Origin of the sequence: Arthrobacter alpinus (genome assembly GCF_900105965.1) — a bacterium.
GTDB lineage: Bacteria > Actinomycetota > Actinomycetes > Actinomycetales > Micrococcaceae > Specibacter > Specibacter alpinus.
Genome location: NZ_FNTV01000001.1, coordinates 2,731,438 through 2,747,769, shown reverse-complemented (window position 1 = coordinate 2,747,769; position 16,332 = coordinate 2,731,438). Strand labels below are relative to the sequence as shown.

The 16,332-nt window shown below is 54.8% G+C and carries 11 protein-coding genes; 7 read left to right on the top strand and 4 right to left on the bottom strand.

What is annotated here, in order from left to right; genetic code table 11:
• Window positions 1-310 precede the first annotated feature (310 nt).
• The 3 genes from BLV41_RS12500 (at window position 311) to BLV41_RS12490 (ending at window position 2,429) form a co-directional block, all read left to right on the top strand.
• The gene (locus tag BLV41_RS12500) at window positions 311-625 is read left to right on the top strand and encodes a hypothetical protein (protein WP_139244315.1); all 315 of its coding nucleotides are present in this window, start codon (window positions 311-313) and stop codon (window positions 623-625) included.
• Between the two features lie 4 nt (window positions 626-629).
• Window positions 630-1,004, top strand: a complete 375-nt coding sequence (locus BLV41_RS12495; RefSeq protein WP_074711877.1) for a hypothetical protein — start codon at window positions 630-632, stop codon at window positions 1,002-1,004.
• A 453-nt stretch (window positions 1,005-1,457) separates the two neighbouring features.
• The gene (locus BLV41_RS12490; protein WP_083360762.1) at window positions 1,458-2,429 is read left to right on the top strand and encodes a DUF4238 domain-containing protein; all 972 of its coding nucleotides are present in this window, start codon (window positions 1,458-1,460) and stop codon (window positions 2,427-2,429) included.
• Window positions 2,430-2,841: 412 nt separating this feature from the next.
• On the opposite strand, the gene BLV41_RS22095 is transcribed toward BLV41_RS12490, so the two are convergent.
• The 4 genes from BLV41_RS22095 to BLV41_RS12470 all read right to left on the bottom strand — a co-directional run bounded on the left by BLV41_RS22095 (window position 2,842) and on the right by BLV41_RS12470 (window position 9,280).
• The gene (locus tag BLV41_RS22095) at window positions 2,842-2,988 is read right to left on the bottom strand and encodes a hypothetical protein (RefSeq protein WP_170835469.1); all 147 of its coding nucleotides are present in this window, start codon (window positions 2,986-2,988) and stop codon (window positions 2,842-2,844) included.
• A 159-nt stretch (window positions 2,989-3,147) separates the two neighbouring features.
• Window positions 3,148-6,345: a type I restriction endonuclease subunit R gene (locus BLV41_RS12480; protein WP_074711874.1), complete on the bottom strand. Its 3,198-nt coding sequence runs from the start codon at window positions 6,343-6,345 to the stop codon at window positions 3,148-3,150.
• Window positions 6,345-7,550 carry a restriction endonuclease subunit S gene (locus tag BLV41_RS12475; protein WP_074711873.1) on the bottom strand — a complete coding sequence of 402 codons (1,206 nt, stop codon included), beginning with the start codon at window positions 7,548-7,550 and terminating at the stop codon, window positions 6,345-6,347. Before BLV41_RS12475 ends, BLV41_RS12480 begins: the two co-directional genes overlap by 1 nt.
• A complete protein-coding gene (locus BLV41_RS12470; protein WP_074713299.1) occupies window positions 7,547-9,280 on the bottom strand; it encodes a type I restriction-modification system subunit M in 1,734 nt (577 codons plus the stop codon). Before BLV41_RS12470 ends, BLV41_RS12475 begins: the two co-directional genes overlap by 4 nt.
• A gap of 903 nt (window positions 9,281-10,183) precedes the next feature.
• Here BLV41_RS12470 and BLV41_RS22800 point away from each other — a divergent pair.
• The 4 genes from BLV41_RS22800 (at window position 10,184) to BLV41_RS12455 (ending at window position 15,923) form a co-directional block, all read left to right on the top strand.
• On the top strand, window positions 10,184-10,312 hold the full coding sequence (locus BLV41_RS22800; protein WP_280138615.1) for a hypothetical protein: 129 nt from the start codon (window positions 10,184-10,186) through the stop codon (window positions 10,310-10,312).
• An 809-nt stretch (window positions 10,313-11,121) separates the two neighbouring features.
• On the top strand, window positions 11,122-11,580 hold the full coding sequence (locus tag BLV41_RS12465; protein ID WP_074711872.1) for a hypothetical protein: 459 nt from the start codon (window positions 11,122-11,124) through the stop codon (window positions 11,578-11,580).
• A gap of 112 nt (window positions 11,581-11,692) precedes the next feature.
• The gene (locus tag BLV41_RS12460) at window positions 11,693-13,186 is read left to right on the top strand and encodes a hypothetical protein (protein ID WP_074711871.1); all 1,494 of its coding nucleotides are present in this window, start codon (window positions 11,693-11,695) and stop codon (window positions 13,184-13,186) included.
• A 310-nt stretch (window positions 13,187-13,496) separates the two neighbouring features.
• Window positions 13,497-15,923 carry a CHAT domain-containing protein gene (locus BLV41_RS12455; RefSeq protein WP_083360761.1) on the top strand — a complete coding sequence of 809 codons (2,427 nt, stop codon included), beginning with the start codon at window positions 13,497-13,499 and terminating at the stop codon, window positions 15,921-15,923.
• Window positions 15,924-16,332: the final 409 nt, after the last annotated feature.

Sequence of the window (16,332 nt, the reverse complement as noted above, 5' to 3'; positions counted from 1 at the left end):
TCCTCTTCGGTGATCGGTGGCTGGTTGTTCGCGGCCGCCTGCTCTGTTGGTGTCTTCTGGTAAGAGGAATCACCGCTGGGTTTTAGGGGTCGGAGGGCAACTTGGGGTACCGGGCACGGGGCAAAAATTGTTTCGAGGAAATAAGCGACGCAGGAGCGCCGAGGAAGAATTTTTGGAGGAGTGGCCGGCGCGCAGCGCCCTGGTTGCGTGGAGGACCCGCCCAGCGATGATGGGGTACCAGAAGGCACAACGTGGATCGGCATGTGTTCATATGGCTCCATTGACGAAGGCATTCTTCTGGGCTGACCGCTTGACGTCCATCGACGGCACTGCCGCTGTGATCGCCTGTTCGCTTTCGCACATGTTCATGGGCCTGGCTAGCTTCTGCAACATTGCTGGCCGCCTGGATATCGAAGTAAAAGAGATAAGCGCTCTGGGTGAAAGATTTGTGAAGGATTTTCTGGTTACTGTGGCTTGGCTGGAAATTCGTGGGATGCAGCGCGAAGCTGAAGGTCGGGGACCTGCGCTGGCGGGTAGCACGAAGCGAACCCGTGGGGAGGGGTCAGTACCAGTTCGCGACGCGTCTACCCCTGCCGGCAAGAGCCACGCCCACCGGATGGCCTGAGGACATGAATCTTTTCAGTTGGGGCAGGAAGTCGGTTGTCGCGGGCACCATCGTGTTGTTGGCCGCGTTCCTGGCATCCTGTGCCCCTGAGTCAATGAGCACCAGTGAGGCCTGCCGGGCGTACAAGGACATGTATGTCAACAGCCCTGACCGTGGAGCGGTGTCCGAGGCGGCAGGGCGGTACCAAGTGGGTTACCTACTAGATTTCTCCAAAAGCATCGACGGTGTCTTGGGAGATGGCTTTGCCGAGCAGGCAGACTTCTGGCAGCAAGCAATAGAGGTAATGAGCGCTGGGGAGGATTTTCCCCAGCAACTGCATGACATGCATGGGGCGGCCAATAAGAAAATATGGGGAGTCTGTGGATACCCATGGGAATGATCCTTCAGCACGGCGCCATGCCGGCTGGAGACCCCATGGAAACTCAGCCTCGACGTGCCGAACTGGCGACTACGGCCGTCACTATTTATTCCGATCCTTCGATCTGATGATCCAAGGCAAGTTCAACTGAGGCCGACACTTCGTCGTTCAAGAGGTCGTGTGCTTCAGTTCTTGGTCGAGTGTAACCTTGAGCCGTTCAGCGAAAGTCTCGCGGCTCAGGGTAGAGGTCGTCTGCTCACCGTTTGTCGGGTCATACACGCTGGTGATCCACGGCAGGGCCATGGCCGCAAATCATTTCACTTTGGCGGCGATTGAATGGCCTAGCTCCTCATTCGAAGTTTCTTTCAGAGGTGCAGCCAGAATCTCATGGCGGCGAATATTGAATACTTGACGAATACCGCAGGCGCCGGTTACTTGGATTGATAGCCCAGGCGAGTAGGCGAATATTGGTCCATGGTTACACCGACTTGGTGCGGACTTGAGCAATGGTTATCTCAAAGAAGGAGAAATGTGAAAGCCCCAGTCAAGCACCACTACGTCCCGCAGTTTCTATTGCGAAATTTTGCCGATGCCAAAGAGCAATTGGTCGTCCATCGGCTCGATCAAAGTGGGAGCTTTCCAGCCGTGGTACTGAAGACAGGCCACCGGAATGATGGACATACCCTCTACGGTCCAAGCTTTGACGGGGGTAAAGATCGTACCACCCTCGAATCGATGATGAGCGGACTGGAAGCCAAAGCCGCTTTGGTAATTTCCGAGCTGGCATCGCCAGCAGGAGCTTCCGAATTATCTGAGGAACACAGACACGTTCTCCGGTGGTTTGCTGGCCTTCAGACAGCTCGCAGCAGATTCACGTTCGGCTATATTTCCAGACAAGCCGAACAGGAAGGTGGGCCAATTGGACTGACCCGAGAAGAGACTCAGACTGGTCTCTTGATGGCATCCACACGATCCCACCTTGACGCATGGATGGCCAGTAAAGATCCTGATTCTCACTACAAGGATAGATATAGTCCCTTTGGAAGCGAGCTCATGGCCTTCAGATGGGACTTGGTGAGATTCAAACAGCCAAGCTTAGTGGTCTCTGACGCCTTCGCCGCTCAGAGTGGAATCCGGGTCGAACAACGGCACAAATATCATCCAGTACAAAAGAATTGGGCAAAACATGGAATTGGGGTGCCTCTAAACGAAAGCGCGAGAGTAACCATGGCGCTTACGCCGACATTAGGTGTTTACCTACATCGTGGAACAACAAAAAAGGCACTCAAAGCAGAAGCTTTCAATCGGGACAGCGTCTACGCAGCCAGAGAATTCGTTGCACACGCTCCAGGATGGGAGTCTTCCAAACCCTTGCTCAGTAAATCTATGGCGGGCAACCTGGACCTGCAACGGATGCTGAGGGTAGCCATGGCGAAAAACTTCTGAAATTTCATGTGCGTGTCAGATTGAACCAGACACGAGACACACGAAGTTCCGGAAGTAATTCGCGTCACCAACATATGAGAGCTCCTCAAGTGAAGCGGCCTCAAGGAGACTATTTCCATGGGGTATCTTCACCGATAGACACCATCATGCCGTGAGTCAACCCGTAGAAGGGCCGGTAGGCGTCGACAATCTGGATGGGATCGAGCGCGCGTAGCGGAATCTGACGCTGGATCAGTGGATGCGTTAGCCAAGGACTTAGGCGTAGCCGCAGTGTCGTTATTGGACGTTGAATCGGAAGCGCTCTGATCTAGCTATCGCGAAGCGTCATTTCTTACACATTTCGTCAATTGCGGCGGTCGTGATCGGCCAGAACCGTGCTTCCACCAGACCACCAGCATCCGCAGGTCGGACATTAAATCTTCCATTTGTCGCTGATGAAATTCTCGATTATCCGACCAACGTCTTGACCGCTTGAGGGACACCGCATTGCATTCGACTTGGCGTCCTCCTCTGCCTGGATCACGGCTTCGATCTGCTTGATGAATTCCAGATCGGTCATGGTCCATTCCCCTTTCCTCTTGTCGTTAACTTCTACACGCGTCACGATATCGGACAGTACTGACATGCACTCGTCAGCCGAATCGTTCGCCCATTTTGACCTGCCTAGACTGGTAGTGCTCTGTACAACAGTGTCGTTTTCTGGCGATCAATAAGGGCGCTATTCAACAAGCCGTCGATGGCCCGCTGAGCTTGCCACTTCGTTCACGACGGACAAATCGGAGTTTTGGGTCCTGTAAAAAGCCCGTGCGATCAAATGCCGGGCTCGTTCAGAGGCCTCGTTTCCGGCAAAAATAACCTCGCTGAAGCGGCTCAGCACATCACCGGCCGCAAGGACAGCGTCATCGGTTCCTGCATGAAGGTCGGGGCTCTCCTCGAACTGGCTCTCACTGTTCGTGCGCGCCTGCTTCACGAGTGTTTCGTCTTCGCCGAGCTTCGACATGATAGTCGCCACCGCGCCACTGGTCGTCTGTTCCGATTCTCCGATCAGTGCTGACAACTCCCGCACAACCTCCAACAGAGCGACCATATTCGGATCCCGAGCCTCGGCACTTGCGACCGCTGACGCACCGGTAACCGTGCCGCCCGCGGATATGTCGATGTCGACGGGCTGTTCTTCAACGAGCTGCAACCTGGTCAGCTCGACATCTGAGAGGTCGATCGACGCTGACACCTCGACGTCGTGCAGGTTCGATGCGAGCAGTCGCAGATAGATCGCCTTCTTCGCCAAGTCGAGATCCTCGTAATCGACGACTTGTGTGATGAAGTCGTAGAAGCTCAGGAAGGAGGTCACGTTCTTGCGGAACAGTTCGAGCTCATTTAGCTCGATCCGGTCCCCTCGCAGCCGGGCATGCTTCAACCGTTCTCTGTAGCGCTTCTTTGCAGGCCCTAAGCCAGCGGCGATCTTTCCGTTGACTTTTGATCCCTTCCCCGTGCCCTCGAGGAGGAACGCGTGTGCGACCTGTTCGATCTCCTCAGCCTCGTAGATGTCTGCGGCATCGAGTCTAGACAGGATGTCCCAGATTAGGTTCGGGTCTGTTGACTCATCGATACGAGCGACATTGTAGTAAGGCTCGAACGCCTCTTGGATGTCGGCCGGGTCGTTCACGAAGTCCACGACCTGCGTCGTCATCGCGGTCTTCTTTGTCCCCACCGTCGTCGTGTGGGTGCGATTCAACCGAGAGAGGGTCTGCACCGCAGTGATGCCCGAGAGCTTCTTGTCGACATACATCGCGGAGAGCAGAGGCTGGTCGAAGCCCGTCTGGAACTTGTTGGCGACGATCATGATCCTGTACTGGTCACTCTTGAACGCCTGGCGAAGGTCACGCGCAGCACCATTCATGGTGGCCTCGGTCAGATTCTCCAGACCAAGCTCGGCACTGGTTGATCCGTCCTCGACTGTGCCGGAGAACGCCACGAGCGTTCCGTAGTCTAGGCCTTGCGCCTTGATGTACCTGTCGATCTCTCGCTTGTAGCGGACCGCGCCCAGCCGGCTCGGTGAGACAACCATCGCCTTGGCGGACCCGTCGAGCAGATGGGCAACGTTCTCACGGAAGTGCTCGACGATGATCGCCGCCTTCTGCGCAATCGTGGTCGGATTAACCCGCACCCACTGCATGACGGCCTTTTTCGCCTTCGATTCGTCAACTTCGGTGTCCAGAGCGCCTTCGATGCGCTCAGCGAGATCGAAGTACATCTTGTACGTTCGGTACCCCCGCAGCACATCGAGGATGAACTCCTCTTCGATCGCCTGCTTCATCGAATACAGGTGGAACGGCTTCGGTTCGGCCTCGTCACCATCACTATGCCCGAAGAGTTCAAGTGTCTTTTTCTTCGGCGTCGCCGTGAACGCGAAGAACGAGATACCTTCGTGGCTCGCCCTAGCCTTCATGTCACCGGCGAGCAACCGATCAATCATCATCTGCTCGGCATCGACTTCGACCTCGCCGGTCTCGGCGAGCTCTTCCTGTTGCTCGGCGGTCAAGACGCTTTTTAGCCTCGCAGCGGTCTGACCCGACTGGGACGAGTGCGCCTCATCGGCGAGAACTGCGAACTTCTTGCCCGCAAACGCATCGGCGCTCTGTAGCTGGTCGAGGATGAACGGAAAAGTCTGGATCGTGACGACGACGATCAGCTTGCCCGACTCCAGTGCTTGCGCAAGAGCGCCGGATTTAGACCCGGTGCCGGAGTCACGGATGGTCTTGTCGTCGATCGTGGCGACGATCGACTGGTTGTCGGTGTCGATCTGCCGGATGGCTTCCTGCAGCTGCGCGTCAAGCACATTTCGGTCGGTGACGACGATGACCGAATCGAACAGCTTTTGGTTGTCGACTTGCAGTCGGGCCAAGCGGTGCGCGGTCCAAGCGATCGAGTTCGTCTTGCCAGACCCGGCCGAGTGCTGGATGAGGAATCGGCGGTCGGGATCCGGTGCAGTCACAGCGCGTTCGAGCTTCTCCACGACATCCCACTGATGGAAGCGCGGGAAGATCAGCGTGTAGGAGCGCTTCTGACGGCCCGTCTGATCTTTGGTGCGGGACTCGGAAATCCAGATGAACCGCGACAGGATCGCGAGCCATGCGTCGCGCTGCAACACCTGCTCCCAGAAGTACGCAGTCCTCTGTCCATGCGGGTTCAGCGCATTGCCGGCACCACCGTCTTCGGTCCCACGGTTGAACGGCAGGAACCGGGTCTTTAGCCGGTCGAGCTTCGTGGTCATCCAGACCTCGTCCTCGGACAAGGCGAAGTGCACCAGCGCACGCGTACCGTTACCGAGCAGCGCGTAGGGCTTCCTCCCCTTTTCACCCAGCGAGCGGGCCTTGTACTGAGCCTTCGCGTTCTCGACAGTCTGGGTGTTCTCGGTCTTGACCTCCGCGGTCGCTACCGGCACGCCGTTTAGGAAGAACACCAGGTCGATTGACTTGTTGCCATCGCCGTAGTGCACCTGGCGCATCACGCGTAGACGGTTCGCGTCGTACCGGATATGCGTCGCTGGGTTGAGCGCTGTCTCAGGTCGGGCCTGCATCATATCGAACTTCGCTGACCCGGCACCCATGCCTGCCACGTTGAAGCCTTTGCGGAGAGTGCGGAGCGCACCCTCGCGGTCGGTCATCTGCTTGTCCAGGCTGGCCGCAAGACGGTCCAGCAGCAGCCGCCGGAGCTTTGCCTCATCCGGCGAACCCAGTTTCACGAACCTATCGAACGCTACCTGCTGCGTCTCCTGCAGCCAGGCGAACACGTCCTCGGGGATGAGCGCACGCTCAACGTCATACAGATCATCGTTCTCGGAGTACAACCAGCCGTTCGCTGCAAGGTACTCACACAGCTCGCGCTCGAACTCGATCTCATTGTGCTGCGCCATTACACCACCGTCCTTACTTTGATCTGGCCCGTCACCGCTGCGGTGATCAGTGCCGCGCGCCGCTCCTGCGAGAGTGTGATCAGGTCCTCGGACTCCGCGATGAGCCCGTCGATGAGGGACGTCTGGTCATCGAGGTAAGCGGCGACCTTGCGCTGCTCGTCAAGCGATGGCAACCAAATAGGCAAACCACGAAGGATCGGTAGCCGAACATTGCTCACCGTCGACCCGTTCGAGTGAGTCCGGAAGTAGTCCTGCACAACCCGTCCGTAGATCTGCCACATTAGGAACCGACCTTCTACCCGCGAATGGTCCACGCGGAGTAGCACCATCCGTTGCCCGAGGCAGACGTTCGTCTCCGGAACCATGCAGGCTTCGCCTGCGGGAGCTTCGCGAGTAAACAGTACATCGCCCATCTGTGGTGCACCCGCAGCGTTTCGGTCGCTCCACGTGGATTCTGATACTCGAATCCCTTGGCCCGCCTTGAATCTTCCGCTTCGCACTGAAGCGGTACGAACGGCTTCATACCCGCCATCTACTTCGACCTCCGGTGTCGTGTGGGGACAGTCCACCACATCGATACATGCGGCGTACATACGACTATTCGCGTCGTGAACGCCGAATACAGAGTCGACCACGGCCTCTCGGCGTTCCCGCAGTGTATTGATGAGGCCATGCTGCTCGGCAATTAGCTCGTCGATCTGCTGAGTCTCGCGGTCGAGGTAGTCAGCAATCGCCTGTTGCTCGGAGAAGGGAGGGAACGGAATCGGGAGTTCAGCGAGAGTTCCCCAGCGGCGGAAGTCAGCGCCGCCTTCTCGAATTCCCCGGGCCATTGCACGTATGAATCCACTGCGTGCCTGGGCCCGAATCGCATGTGCGACGAACCTAAGGTCAACGCGCTTTATCGGCCGACAGATCGAGCAGACTTTTGTGATCGCCCCGGAGGAATCAGAAATGCCGACGGAACCACGCAGGATGTCAAGCCCATGGACGGCAAAATCGCCAGGTTCCACGCCCTGGTAACCGTCCATGTTGGCTGCTTCGTGGTAACCGATTTTGTCACGTCGCGAGCGAAGTGTGACTTCACCATCGGTATATGCAGTCACCATTGGTGCTCCAATTGCTGCTGGGCGCTCAATTTTCTCGAAGATGCGACCGAATGCGATCTCCTCGAAGCCCGTGACCGCGGGCCACCTCACGACTGTCACGCCTCAACCGCCTTGAGCAGGGTGAGGATTTTTGCGATCCGCGCCTCGAGGTCTCGGTCGATCTCCTCGAGCGGGCGAGGTGGGACGTACTTGTAGAAGATCCTCGTGAAGGGGATCTCGTAGCCGACCTTGGTCTTCTTATGGTCCACCCAGGCATCAGGGACATGCGGGGCCACCTCGGCGGCGAAGTACGCCTCGATGGTCGAGTCTTTTCCGCTGGCTCCGGCGGTGTTGCCGCCGTAGGTGAACGGCACGTTTTCCGTGTCGCGCTTCTTGCTGTCGGGCTTGGGGTTGCCTTTCTGGTCGCGCTCAATCTCTTTGTTCTCATCTAGCAAGGGCCGTTGGACGGTGATCGTCCAGTAACCGAACTCGTTCGTGGAGAGGATCTTCGACTTCTCGCTGTCTTCGTGGGCGTCGTAGAGCGAGACGACTTCGTCACGGCGCTTTCCAGGAATCTCACGACGCTTCGAGCCCATGCCCTTGCGCATCTTCTTCCACATCCCTGTAGCGTCAAGTAGCTGGACTGTGCCTTTGCGTTCCTTTTGTTTCTTGTTGTCGAGTACCCAAATGTAGGTTGCGATACCGGTGTTGAAGAACATGTCCGACGGGAGGGCAATGATCGCGTCCACGAGGTCTTCTTCCAACAGCCACTGGCGGATCTTGCTCGGCCCGGACTCGGCGGCACCAGTGAAAAGAGGGGACCCGTTCAAGACGATGCCAGCACGGCCGCCGCCTTCGTGTGCCGGTCGCATCTTGCTGACGAGGTGCTGGAGGAAGAGCATCTGTCCGTCGCTGACAGGCGGAAGGCCCGCTTTGAACCGACCCAGTACGCCAGTGCTGTGCTCTTCTTTCACGAGGCTCTCCGCGGCTTTCCAATCAACGCCGTACGGCGGGTTGGACAGGCAGAAGTCGAAGGTGCGTCCGTAGAACTTGTCCTCGATCAGGGTGTCGCCGCGACGGATGTTGCCGATGTCCTGGCCCTTGGAGATCATGTCGGACTTGCAGATCGCGTACGACTGGCCATTGATCTCCTGCCCGTACAGCGTCAGCCTCGCGTTCGGGTTGCGCTCGTGCAGCCTTTCCTCGGCGACCGATAACATACCGCCGGTACCCGCTGTCGGGTCATAGACAGTGCGAACGACACCGTCGCCCATGAGGGATTCCTGCTCCTCGGCGAACAGTAGATCCACGAGCAAGCGAATCGCATCGCGGGGTGTGTAGTGTTCGCCAGCTTCCTCGTTCGAGGCCTCAGCGAACTTGTAGATGAGGTGCTCGTACAGGTCCCCCATCTCGGCGTTGGAGACCACCTTGGGGTGCAGGTTCACACCCGCGAATTTCTCCACTACAAGGTATAGCCGGTTGCTCTCATCGAGTGTGTTGACGACCTGTTCGAACCCGAACTGCTCGAACACATCGATGTTTGCCGAGAAGCTCGTGACGTACTCGATGAGGTTCTCACGCAACTGGTCTGGATCCTCCAACAGGCGCGCGAAGTCATAATGGCTCGTGTTGTAGAACGACAACCTCGTGGCCTTGCGCATCTGCGCATCTAGAATCCCACCCGTGTGCTTCGTCGCCAGCGTACGCATCTTGTCCCGGCTGGAGCCCATCATCGCGTCCAGCCGTCGCAAGATCGTGAACGGCAGGACGACGCTGCCGTACTGGTGGGGCTTGTAGACCCCGCGGAGCTGGTCAGCAATTGACCAGACGAAAGGACCCAGATTACTCATGCATTTTCCTGCTTCTATCAGTTGTATGGTGGGCGACTTGTCTGATGTTACTAGGGGATTGATGAAAGCAGAGATGACACTCGTGCTGTCACCTTTCCATGCCCCGAACTCCCGTTCTCGCGTGGAGTCGGCGACGTCGATCCAGTCGGAGCGTTCCTGCCACAACGACCCTACGGCTTCGTAGGCGGTCTCCAAGACGGCGCGGCGGGACCGGCTCAAACTCCCCTTCGTACTTTCTGGCTTCCTCGCGCGGGACCAGACGGATCAACAGATTCTAAGTTCGCGGTCAGGGTATGGTCCTTGGGCGAGGCAGAGACAGGAAATCGAGCTGGCCGCACGTAGTGAACAGTTGCATTGATCTTGCGCTACTACCTGAGGTCAGTTTGCGTCACGAATCGGTGCGCCTGGAGTGAATTCAGACGGCGTCATGACACCGACAGGGACCTAAGGGCAGGAAAATGCTAATCCCAGTTCGGATTGGGTGAATCTTGAGGGCGAAGCAGACGAGCCCAGAGTCTGGCGGCGGCGGTGGCTAGAGACAAGGTGCATGATATTCCCGCCTTTGAGCGCATAGGCTGTCAAGGGCGTCGGAGACGACGACGTACGGATGAAAAGGGGGAGCTCACCCTGCTGAAAAGGGGGAGTGATTTCTGAAGAAAATTTTGCTGAATTGGGGGAGTAAAGGGGGAGTTGGGCCGATTTTGGCCTTAAGCGCCTCTGGCCTGCGGAATGAAACTGCAGGTCAGAGCCACTTTTTGGTGCCCCGGGCGGTGTGTGATCTCAGGACATAGTTCCCAGGTGATACTTCCCCGATTTCTCGAGACATAGTTCCCACCATTTTCGATCGGCGATTAGACGCAATCGCCGTGAACCAGTACCAGCGCCTCATGGCAAGGAGAGGTTATGGGCAAGCATGGTGTCACCCAGGGCCGTATCACCAGCAATTGCGGGCCTGATTCCATGCTGCCTGGGCGTCACCCCACACGCCTGACGGCAAAAAAGAAACACCCCGATCCGAAGACCGAGGTGTAACCAATATTGCTCCCACACGAGGTGGGAACGATGTCTCGAGACATAGTGGGAACTATGACCCGAGACATCACATGGTGCCCCGGGCGGGAATTGAACCCACGACCAAGAGAGTAGGGAGCTATTTTCCCAAACGTAATGAGAAGTCTTTACCAGCTAGCCCAGCCTAACGATAATGATGCCAGGGCGGCTGGGGATCTGGAACGCCTACGTTGGCCGCTGCCTAGTGGACGTGAACTCAAATCTAGATTGGCGTTCGAGGCAGTAGGCGTGTCAGCAGCAGTTTGCGATGTATGGGATATGGCGGCGGATATGGCTGAGGAGGCGAGATATTTGGCGACCGGGCAGCCAGGTTTGGCCAAGGTGATCAGCCCGCAGCTGACGTGGGTGTTGCCAACTAAGTGCTTCATGGGGAGGCCGATGATTTCACCGTTGTGCTGCTTGACGGCTGCGATGGTCGGGGCGGCCAAGTAGAGGTAGATGAGCGAGGAAAAGGCCCAGCTCGATGTCCACAGTGAGGTGGTCGCGGATATCCGGCGGTAGTGTAGCTTCCTTGTCCTCGGGCCTGGCAATGCTTGGCAGGAGGCAAACTCTGCAACTTTGGGATAGATTTCGTTTTTGAGCCGTCCAGTCGCCGCGACGGTCATTCCATCGTAGCTTCGCACAGAACAGCGGACAGAGAAACTTGGACCCAAGTGAAGTGCGAGTCACTGCTCTAGCGGACAATCTGGGGCTAGAAATCAACAACTAACGTCGGCGCAACTCAGTGTATACTCACGACAAATTACTTAGAGTCAACGATTGGGGCACAAATGGGGCTAGCCGCTGAACCTATACAGCAGAAGGGCATTGATGGCGTCGCACTGGCGAAGCGGGGACTTGAAAGTACGACCTGGATTGAGCTTCCGTTCAATGCATACAGAAACGACTCCATCTGTCGCGTTCAACTGCTCCAAGGAAGCAAACTTTTTGATATGTTTGGGTTCATTTTTGGAGAATCGAATGTACCCCTCTATGTTGAAGCAAAGAATTATGATGGAAATGCCAGTAAACTTGACGCATACTATAGGGAATTTTTGGCCCACGCCTATAGTGCGACTGCTCTAGCGAAAAAAAACAACACGTCCGAGCGTGCCGAATTTATGTTCGTTACAACCCACCCTTTTGGAATCGGCAAATGGGTGGACAACTTCAAACCTTCTCGAATCAGAGAGGCCTTGGGGAGTTTAGTAGCGTACTTAATGGTGCTGAGATTGACGATAACATATTGAAGGATACATCAGAACTTGTTCACCTTCTGATACTTAATGAACGCCAAGAGCGATTTATGCTCACCGCTTCCGAGCTTAATCGCATTGAAGAAGTACTTGGGAGGAAGGCGTCATGACTAAGTCAGGAGATTTCCAACAGGAAGTCCTATCAGCACTTAATAACAGCTCCCCACAATCAGTGATAACGGGTGTCGAGACTGCTGTCGCTGAAAAGCTCATTGAGCTAGACGAGCGAGTGGATGTCGTTTTCACTGACTACTTTAATCATTCCTACATGCCGGATATGGTTCTAACTTGGAAAGAAGGGGGAAAGCGAAAAGAGCGACCGCTTTTTGTTCGCACCGACACAGACCCGGCGGGTATAGCCGCTGACATACATGGATTGATTACCCGATCTCCGTTAATTATTGCTGTCGATGAGCACAGCTCTGGACAAGTGGCACGTGAAGCTATTCAAGTGGAGCAGAAGATCAAACGTGTGGATCTCCTAATCACGGATACTAGTTCTCTCCAAACGCTTACACCAAGGGGCGGAAATCTCACAAACGGTTATGACTTTTCGAAGCTTGTCGGGCAAAATTTCTTGAGCGGAGGCCGCGGGTATATAGGGCAGCACGAAGCCGCGACTATCTCTTCCGCGTCCGTCCTTTCTGATGCATCTGAATCCTTCGAAGAATTCGACAGTGCCATCGATCAGTTTTTCATGGAAGATGCTGCACTGCGTCTGAAGCGATCGACTGGACTTGTGCGGGATGTCATGCGAGGCAATTTTGCTGAACTCTCACTCGCTGGACAATTCAGCCAAGCTGAATTACGGACTGTGCTCCCCCTTCTATTGGGCAATCCAGATGCGCGTGAAACGCAACATCTTTGGGAGGAGCTTGGAGATGTTATGTCTCTATCAGACCTTTTCGACATAGCCGTTGACCTTGAAACCCTGGATGTTTCTCCCTTGCTTAATGCAAACATCACCAAGTGGACCGCGAAACGCAGCCAGGTAGTCATGAATATGGCGTCTCCTAGTGAAGTGGCTGCGGGGCGCGCAGGCGATTCCGAGGGTCACCAGCCTGATGAAGAACCGCTTTGGAAGCTCTGGCGAGGACTGGTTGCCCTTGACGTCAAGGATTGGAGAATTCTGTTTGCGGATGACGCCCGCAAACTGAAAGGCCGTATGTCTGGCGGGACCATCCCTCAGTGGGAGCAACTGGCCGAAATACTTCCGTCATTCAAGATTAAAGCAGTTGATCTACATGGCCTGTCTCGGCGGGTTTCCATTTCAGCTGAAAAGTCCGGCGACATCTATGGGGACATATCATCAGTTACCGATGCCTTGGATGAGAGTTTCTATGTGCCTCGTATCCAAATTCAAAATTCCTTGGAGAGCGATGAATCTACAACTCTCGTAGAATTTTCGGAAATGCTGGTGACTAGCTCGTCGTCCGATACTTTGGCGAGCCATGCGCGGGCTTCAATTAGACTACTTCTTCATAATAGAATAACGGACACAAGTGAACTTGATGCACGAGTTATTTCCGCATTGGACAAGAGTGACTATGATTCTCCTGAATTTGATCAGACGATTGAAATCGACGAGTATGATTCATGACGGAAACCAAGGCGCCAGAGTGACCGCCTATTTCTAATGCTGGAATTGCGGGGAAATTGCCACTGCGGAATAATGGGATGTAATTGCCTCGCCGTTCGAAGGTAGACGCTTGAAGCGGTATTCTCCGTTCCGGAATTCATATTTCTATATCGGGAGCGCCGCCTAATATTTTGGATGCAAGCCATTTTTTGAAGTGATATTTTCGCTGGCTATGGATCGTCGATTTGCAGACTCTTTGACTGGCTGGAGTCAGTTTCGATGTGAGGCAATGTTCGGGTTTTTGAGCTAAAGTAGGCGAAGTTGGTGTTTTATGAATTCATTTCCCCTTGATGATTTCCTTAGCGGTCGTCGTGTCTGGTTTAACGCTATAGTGGAGCGAATCGTAGACAGTCGCGTTAGGAGGACTTTCTCGAGTAATGTGTCTAACCTGTCATCCGCGGAGATGGCGCTTCTGACTACTCATGTTGGGCTTGGCCATATTTATGGAATTCTAGACAGTGATGCCGAAGTTGCAGGGTTTCTATCAAAGGTAGAGGTGGAGCAGATTATTAGCCGGCATTGGCGCGAGGGTCATTTTGATCGCCGGCTCGCTACTCATCTGCTCGTTCTTTGGCAGAGCATCTACCGTTTGGGCCGGGATCTGGGACAAGTGCGTCCTGAACTTCTCGTTCTCCTGCATCAATCGCAGCTTGGTGCTCGGGAGCGAAGTTCAACGGAAGTAAATCTCGAGCCACATTATTCGGACGTATTAATTCGTTATCTATTGGTAATTGGTCCAGTTGTCCCATTGCCGCTGCCCAAAGATATTTCCGTCGATCTCGACTGCAGTGAAAGTCACCTGTCTATGCTCCGTGGGCTGTTCAAATTGGATCGCGACGGTATTTCTAAACATGTTACTTGGCTAGAGCTTCTTGCATGTTGGCCTGATGATGCGGAAGACGAGTGGAAGTGCGATGCGCTCCGAGCATCTAGCAATCAAATATTGCTGCCCAAGAGTATGCACGGAGGGTGGCCAAATTCAGCACCCAGCGGCATTCCAGGATGGGTCGCGGACACAGTTGCGACTAGCGGCGCTCGGATATGTGATGCATCATCAGGGTTCGTTCCCAGTTGGTTGATTGTCGCTGAGTCGGAGGACCAGATGAAGGCCATTCGTCAATGGTCGTATGAGCCTACGTTCTTTCACGGCATCGATGGAGAAAATGTAGTGCTTCTTGGAATCCCTCTCACTCTATCCGGCATTGTCGATGTGGTTAGAGCCACTTGGGCATTCGATCTTGAGGACTCAAGGAGTCTAAATAGCCTGAGGACTTTACTATCTATAGGCGCAGTTCGAATTGACATATACAAAATTGATGCCCATGCCTCGTTGGAGTATGTTTATTCATTTGGCTGCCGCCTTCCTCCTGAACTTGTGGGAATTGCGTACAAGCACTTGGCCGAGAACGAGCCCAACATCGATGACGTCAAGATGTTCACGCCTCTGAGTCAGATACAGAGACTACGCTCCATGGCTCACGTCGAGCAGCAATCATTTGAGATGGTCCGACAAGGACTCATGTCAGAATCCGGCTCCGATCTCCATACCGCTTTTCGTCACTATCTCGAGATAATCGATGCCACGACCTTGGCCACTTTTAGTGGATATCCTGTAGACCCCAATCCGCCACGGGAGGCACGAGAGGAATTTCTCATTGCCATCGCATCATCGGGAAGTCAGCATATCGATGAACTAGACTTGTCAGAACTTGGTCCGGGGCGCGGGTATGTCCAGATAACAATGACTCGAGATTCACCTATCTTGCTAGTCGCAAATGCTGCCTACCTGAATGCGGATTTGACCGTAGCTGTGGTATCGCACGAATTTGCAGGTCCTTTCGACACATCGTGGTCCTACGAAAAGCAAAATCAAGAACTTTCGAAAGGCTTCGATGGGCTCAAGGAACTCTTGGATGCTGGCATCAATAAATTGGTTGTGAATGCACACTCGACGGCCTACAATCTGACTTATCATGAAGCCTTTCTGAGGCTCGGATTTATAGAGGTTTCGTATACCCACCGTGCGGCGAGTCTCAGGCATAGGGAACGTCCAGCAGAAGGTTTCGGCGTTACGTGTGGTTTTCCTGGCGAAGGGCAGGACCTAATCAAAGCTGTCGACACAGAGCTTGATTTCGTAGACAACATCTACCATTCAACGCGGGTAGAGTTTCTACCGACCAAATTGCCTCGAACAGTGCATCTTGCTGGACACGGGTATTCTGGCGCGCGGAGCTATGAAGTTGGACTAGCCATACACCCCAGCGAGCCGTTGTCTTCAGCCCGCATACTCCTAGACTTGGATGCATCTGCAACAGATCTTGTGTACCTATCTGCTTGTTCAACTGGCCGCGGCACCTTCCACGAACTTCAGCTGGCGGAGACTATTCCTCTGGACATTGCATTTCTGGAGAAGGGCGCACGCGCGGTTCTTTCCACGTCAGCGCCAGTGAACGACTCCGTGGCTTGTTTTTTTGCCTGCGTTTTCCATCACGCGCGTTCCGGAGGTCAAACAATTTGGAACTCCTATTCCATCGCGCGTCACGCCTCTGAGAAGCGTAAAATCCCACGCGACCAAACTCAGCTTCGGAAAATGCTTGATGTAGCTTGGCCGCTCTGGGAAAAGGATCTCCATGATGGGAGCAAAACATATCCTTATGATTGGCAACTCTTTCGCGTTTCCGGACGTCACTGGGAATAGCGGCTACAAGATGAGCGAGGAATCTAGGCTGTTGAATGCCAACGCTACCTGAGAATAGAGGGATGGAGTACTAGGTGAAAACAGGGCCGTTGGTTTTTCTATTGTGTCGTTGTTTTGGCGGTTTGGTGTCTTCGTCGTCGGCATATGTTGCCTTTGAGGTTGGTCACGTCGGCGTGGTGAAAGATTCTATCAATCATAGCTGGGGCGTTGAGTAAGGTATCTGAAGATCTCACCTCTGCGTGAGAAGGGCAGGTTCCAGGCCACGACCATCGAGGCGCGTTCGCAGTGGCTTGAGACGGTCTCGAAGAATATATTCGTGGCGTCATGGTCAAAGGGGTGGTAGGTGGCCCGTTGATGATGATCCTGTTGTCGTGGCGGAGTTTGGTTCAACGCATCCTGCCGTCGCCTC

Excerpts from the sequence above, each read along its gene's own strand:
- BLV41_RS22800 (WP_280138615.1), top strand. The coding sequence starts at position 10,184 with ATGGGCAAGCATGGTGTCACCCAGGGCCGTATCACCAGCAATTGCGGG.
- BLV41_RS22095 (WP_170835469.1), bottom strand. The coding sequence starts at position 2,988 with ATGACCGATCTGGAATTCATCAAGCAGATCGAAGCCGTGATCCAGGCA.
- BLV41_RS12495 (WP_074711877.1), top strand. The coding sequence starts at position 630 with ATGAATCTTTTCAGTTGGGGCAGGAAGTCGGTTGTCGCGGGCACCATC.
- BLV41_RS12455 (WP_083360761.1), top strand. The coding sequence starts at position 13,497 with ATGAATTCATTTCCCCTTGATGATTTCCTTAGCGGTCGTCGTGTCTGG.
- BLV41_RS12465 (WP_074711872.1), top strand. The coding sequence starts at position 11,122 with ATGGGGCTAGCCGCTGAACCTATACAGCAGAAGGGCATTGATGGCGTC.
- BLV41_RS12490 (WP_083360762.1), top strand. The coding sequence starts at position 1,458 with ATGGTTACACCGACTTGGTGCGGACTTGAGCAATGGTTATCTCAAAGA.
- BLV41_RS12480 (WP_074711874.1), bottom strand. The coding sequence starts at position 6,345 with ATGGCGCAGCACAATGAGATCGAGTTCGAGCGCGAGCTGTGTGAGTAC.
- BLV41_RS12470 (WP_074713299.1), bottom strand. The coding sequence starts at position 9,280 with ATGAGTAATCTGGGTCCTTTCGTCTGGTCAATTGCTGACCAGCTCCGC.
- BLV41_RS12460 (WP_074711871.1), top strand. The coding sequence starts at position 11,693 with ATGACTAAGTCAGGAGATTTCCAACAGGAAGTCCTATCAGCACTTAAT.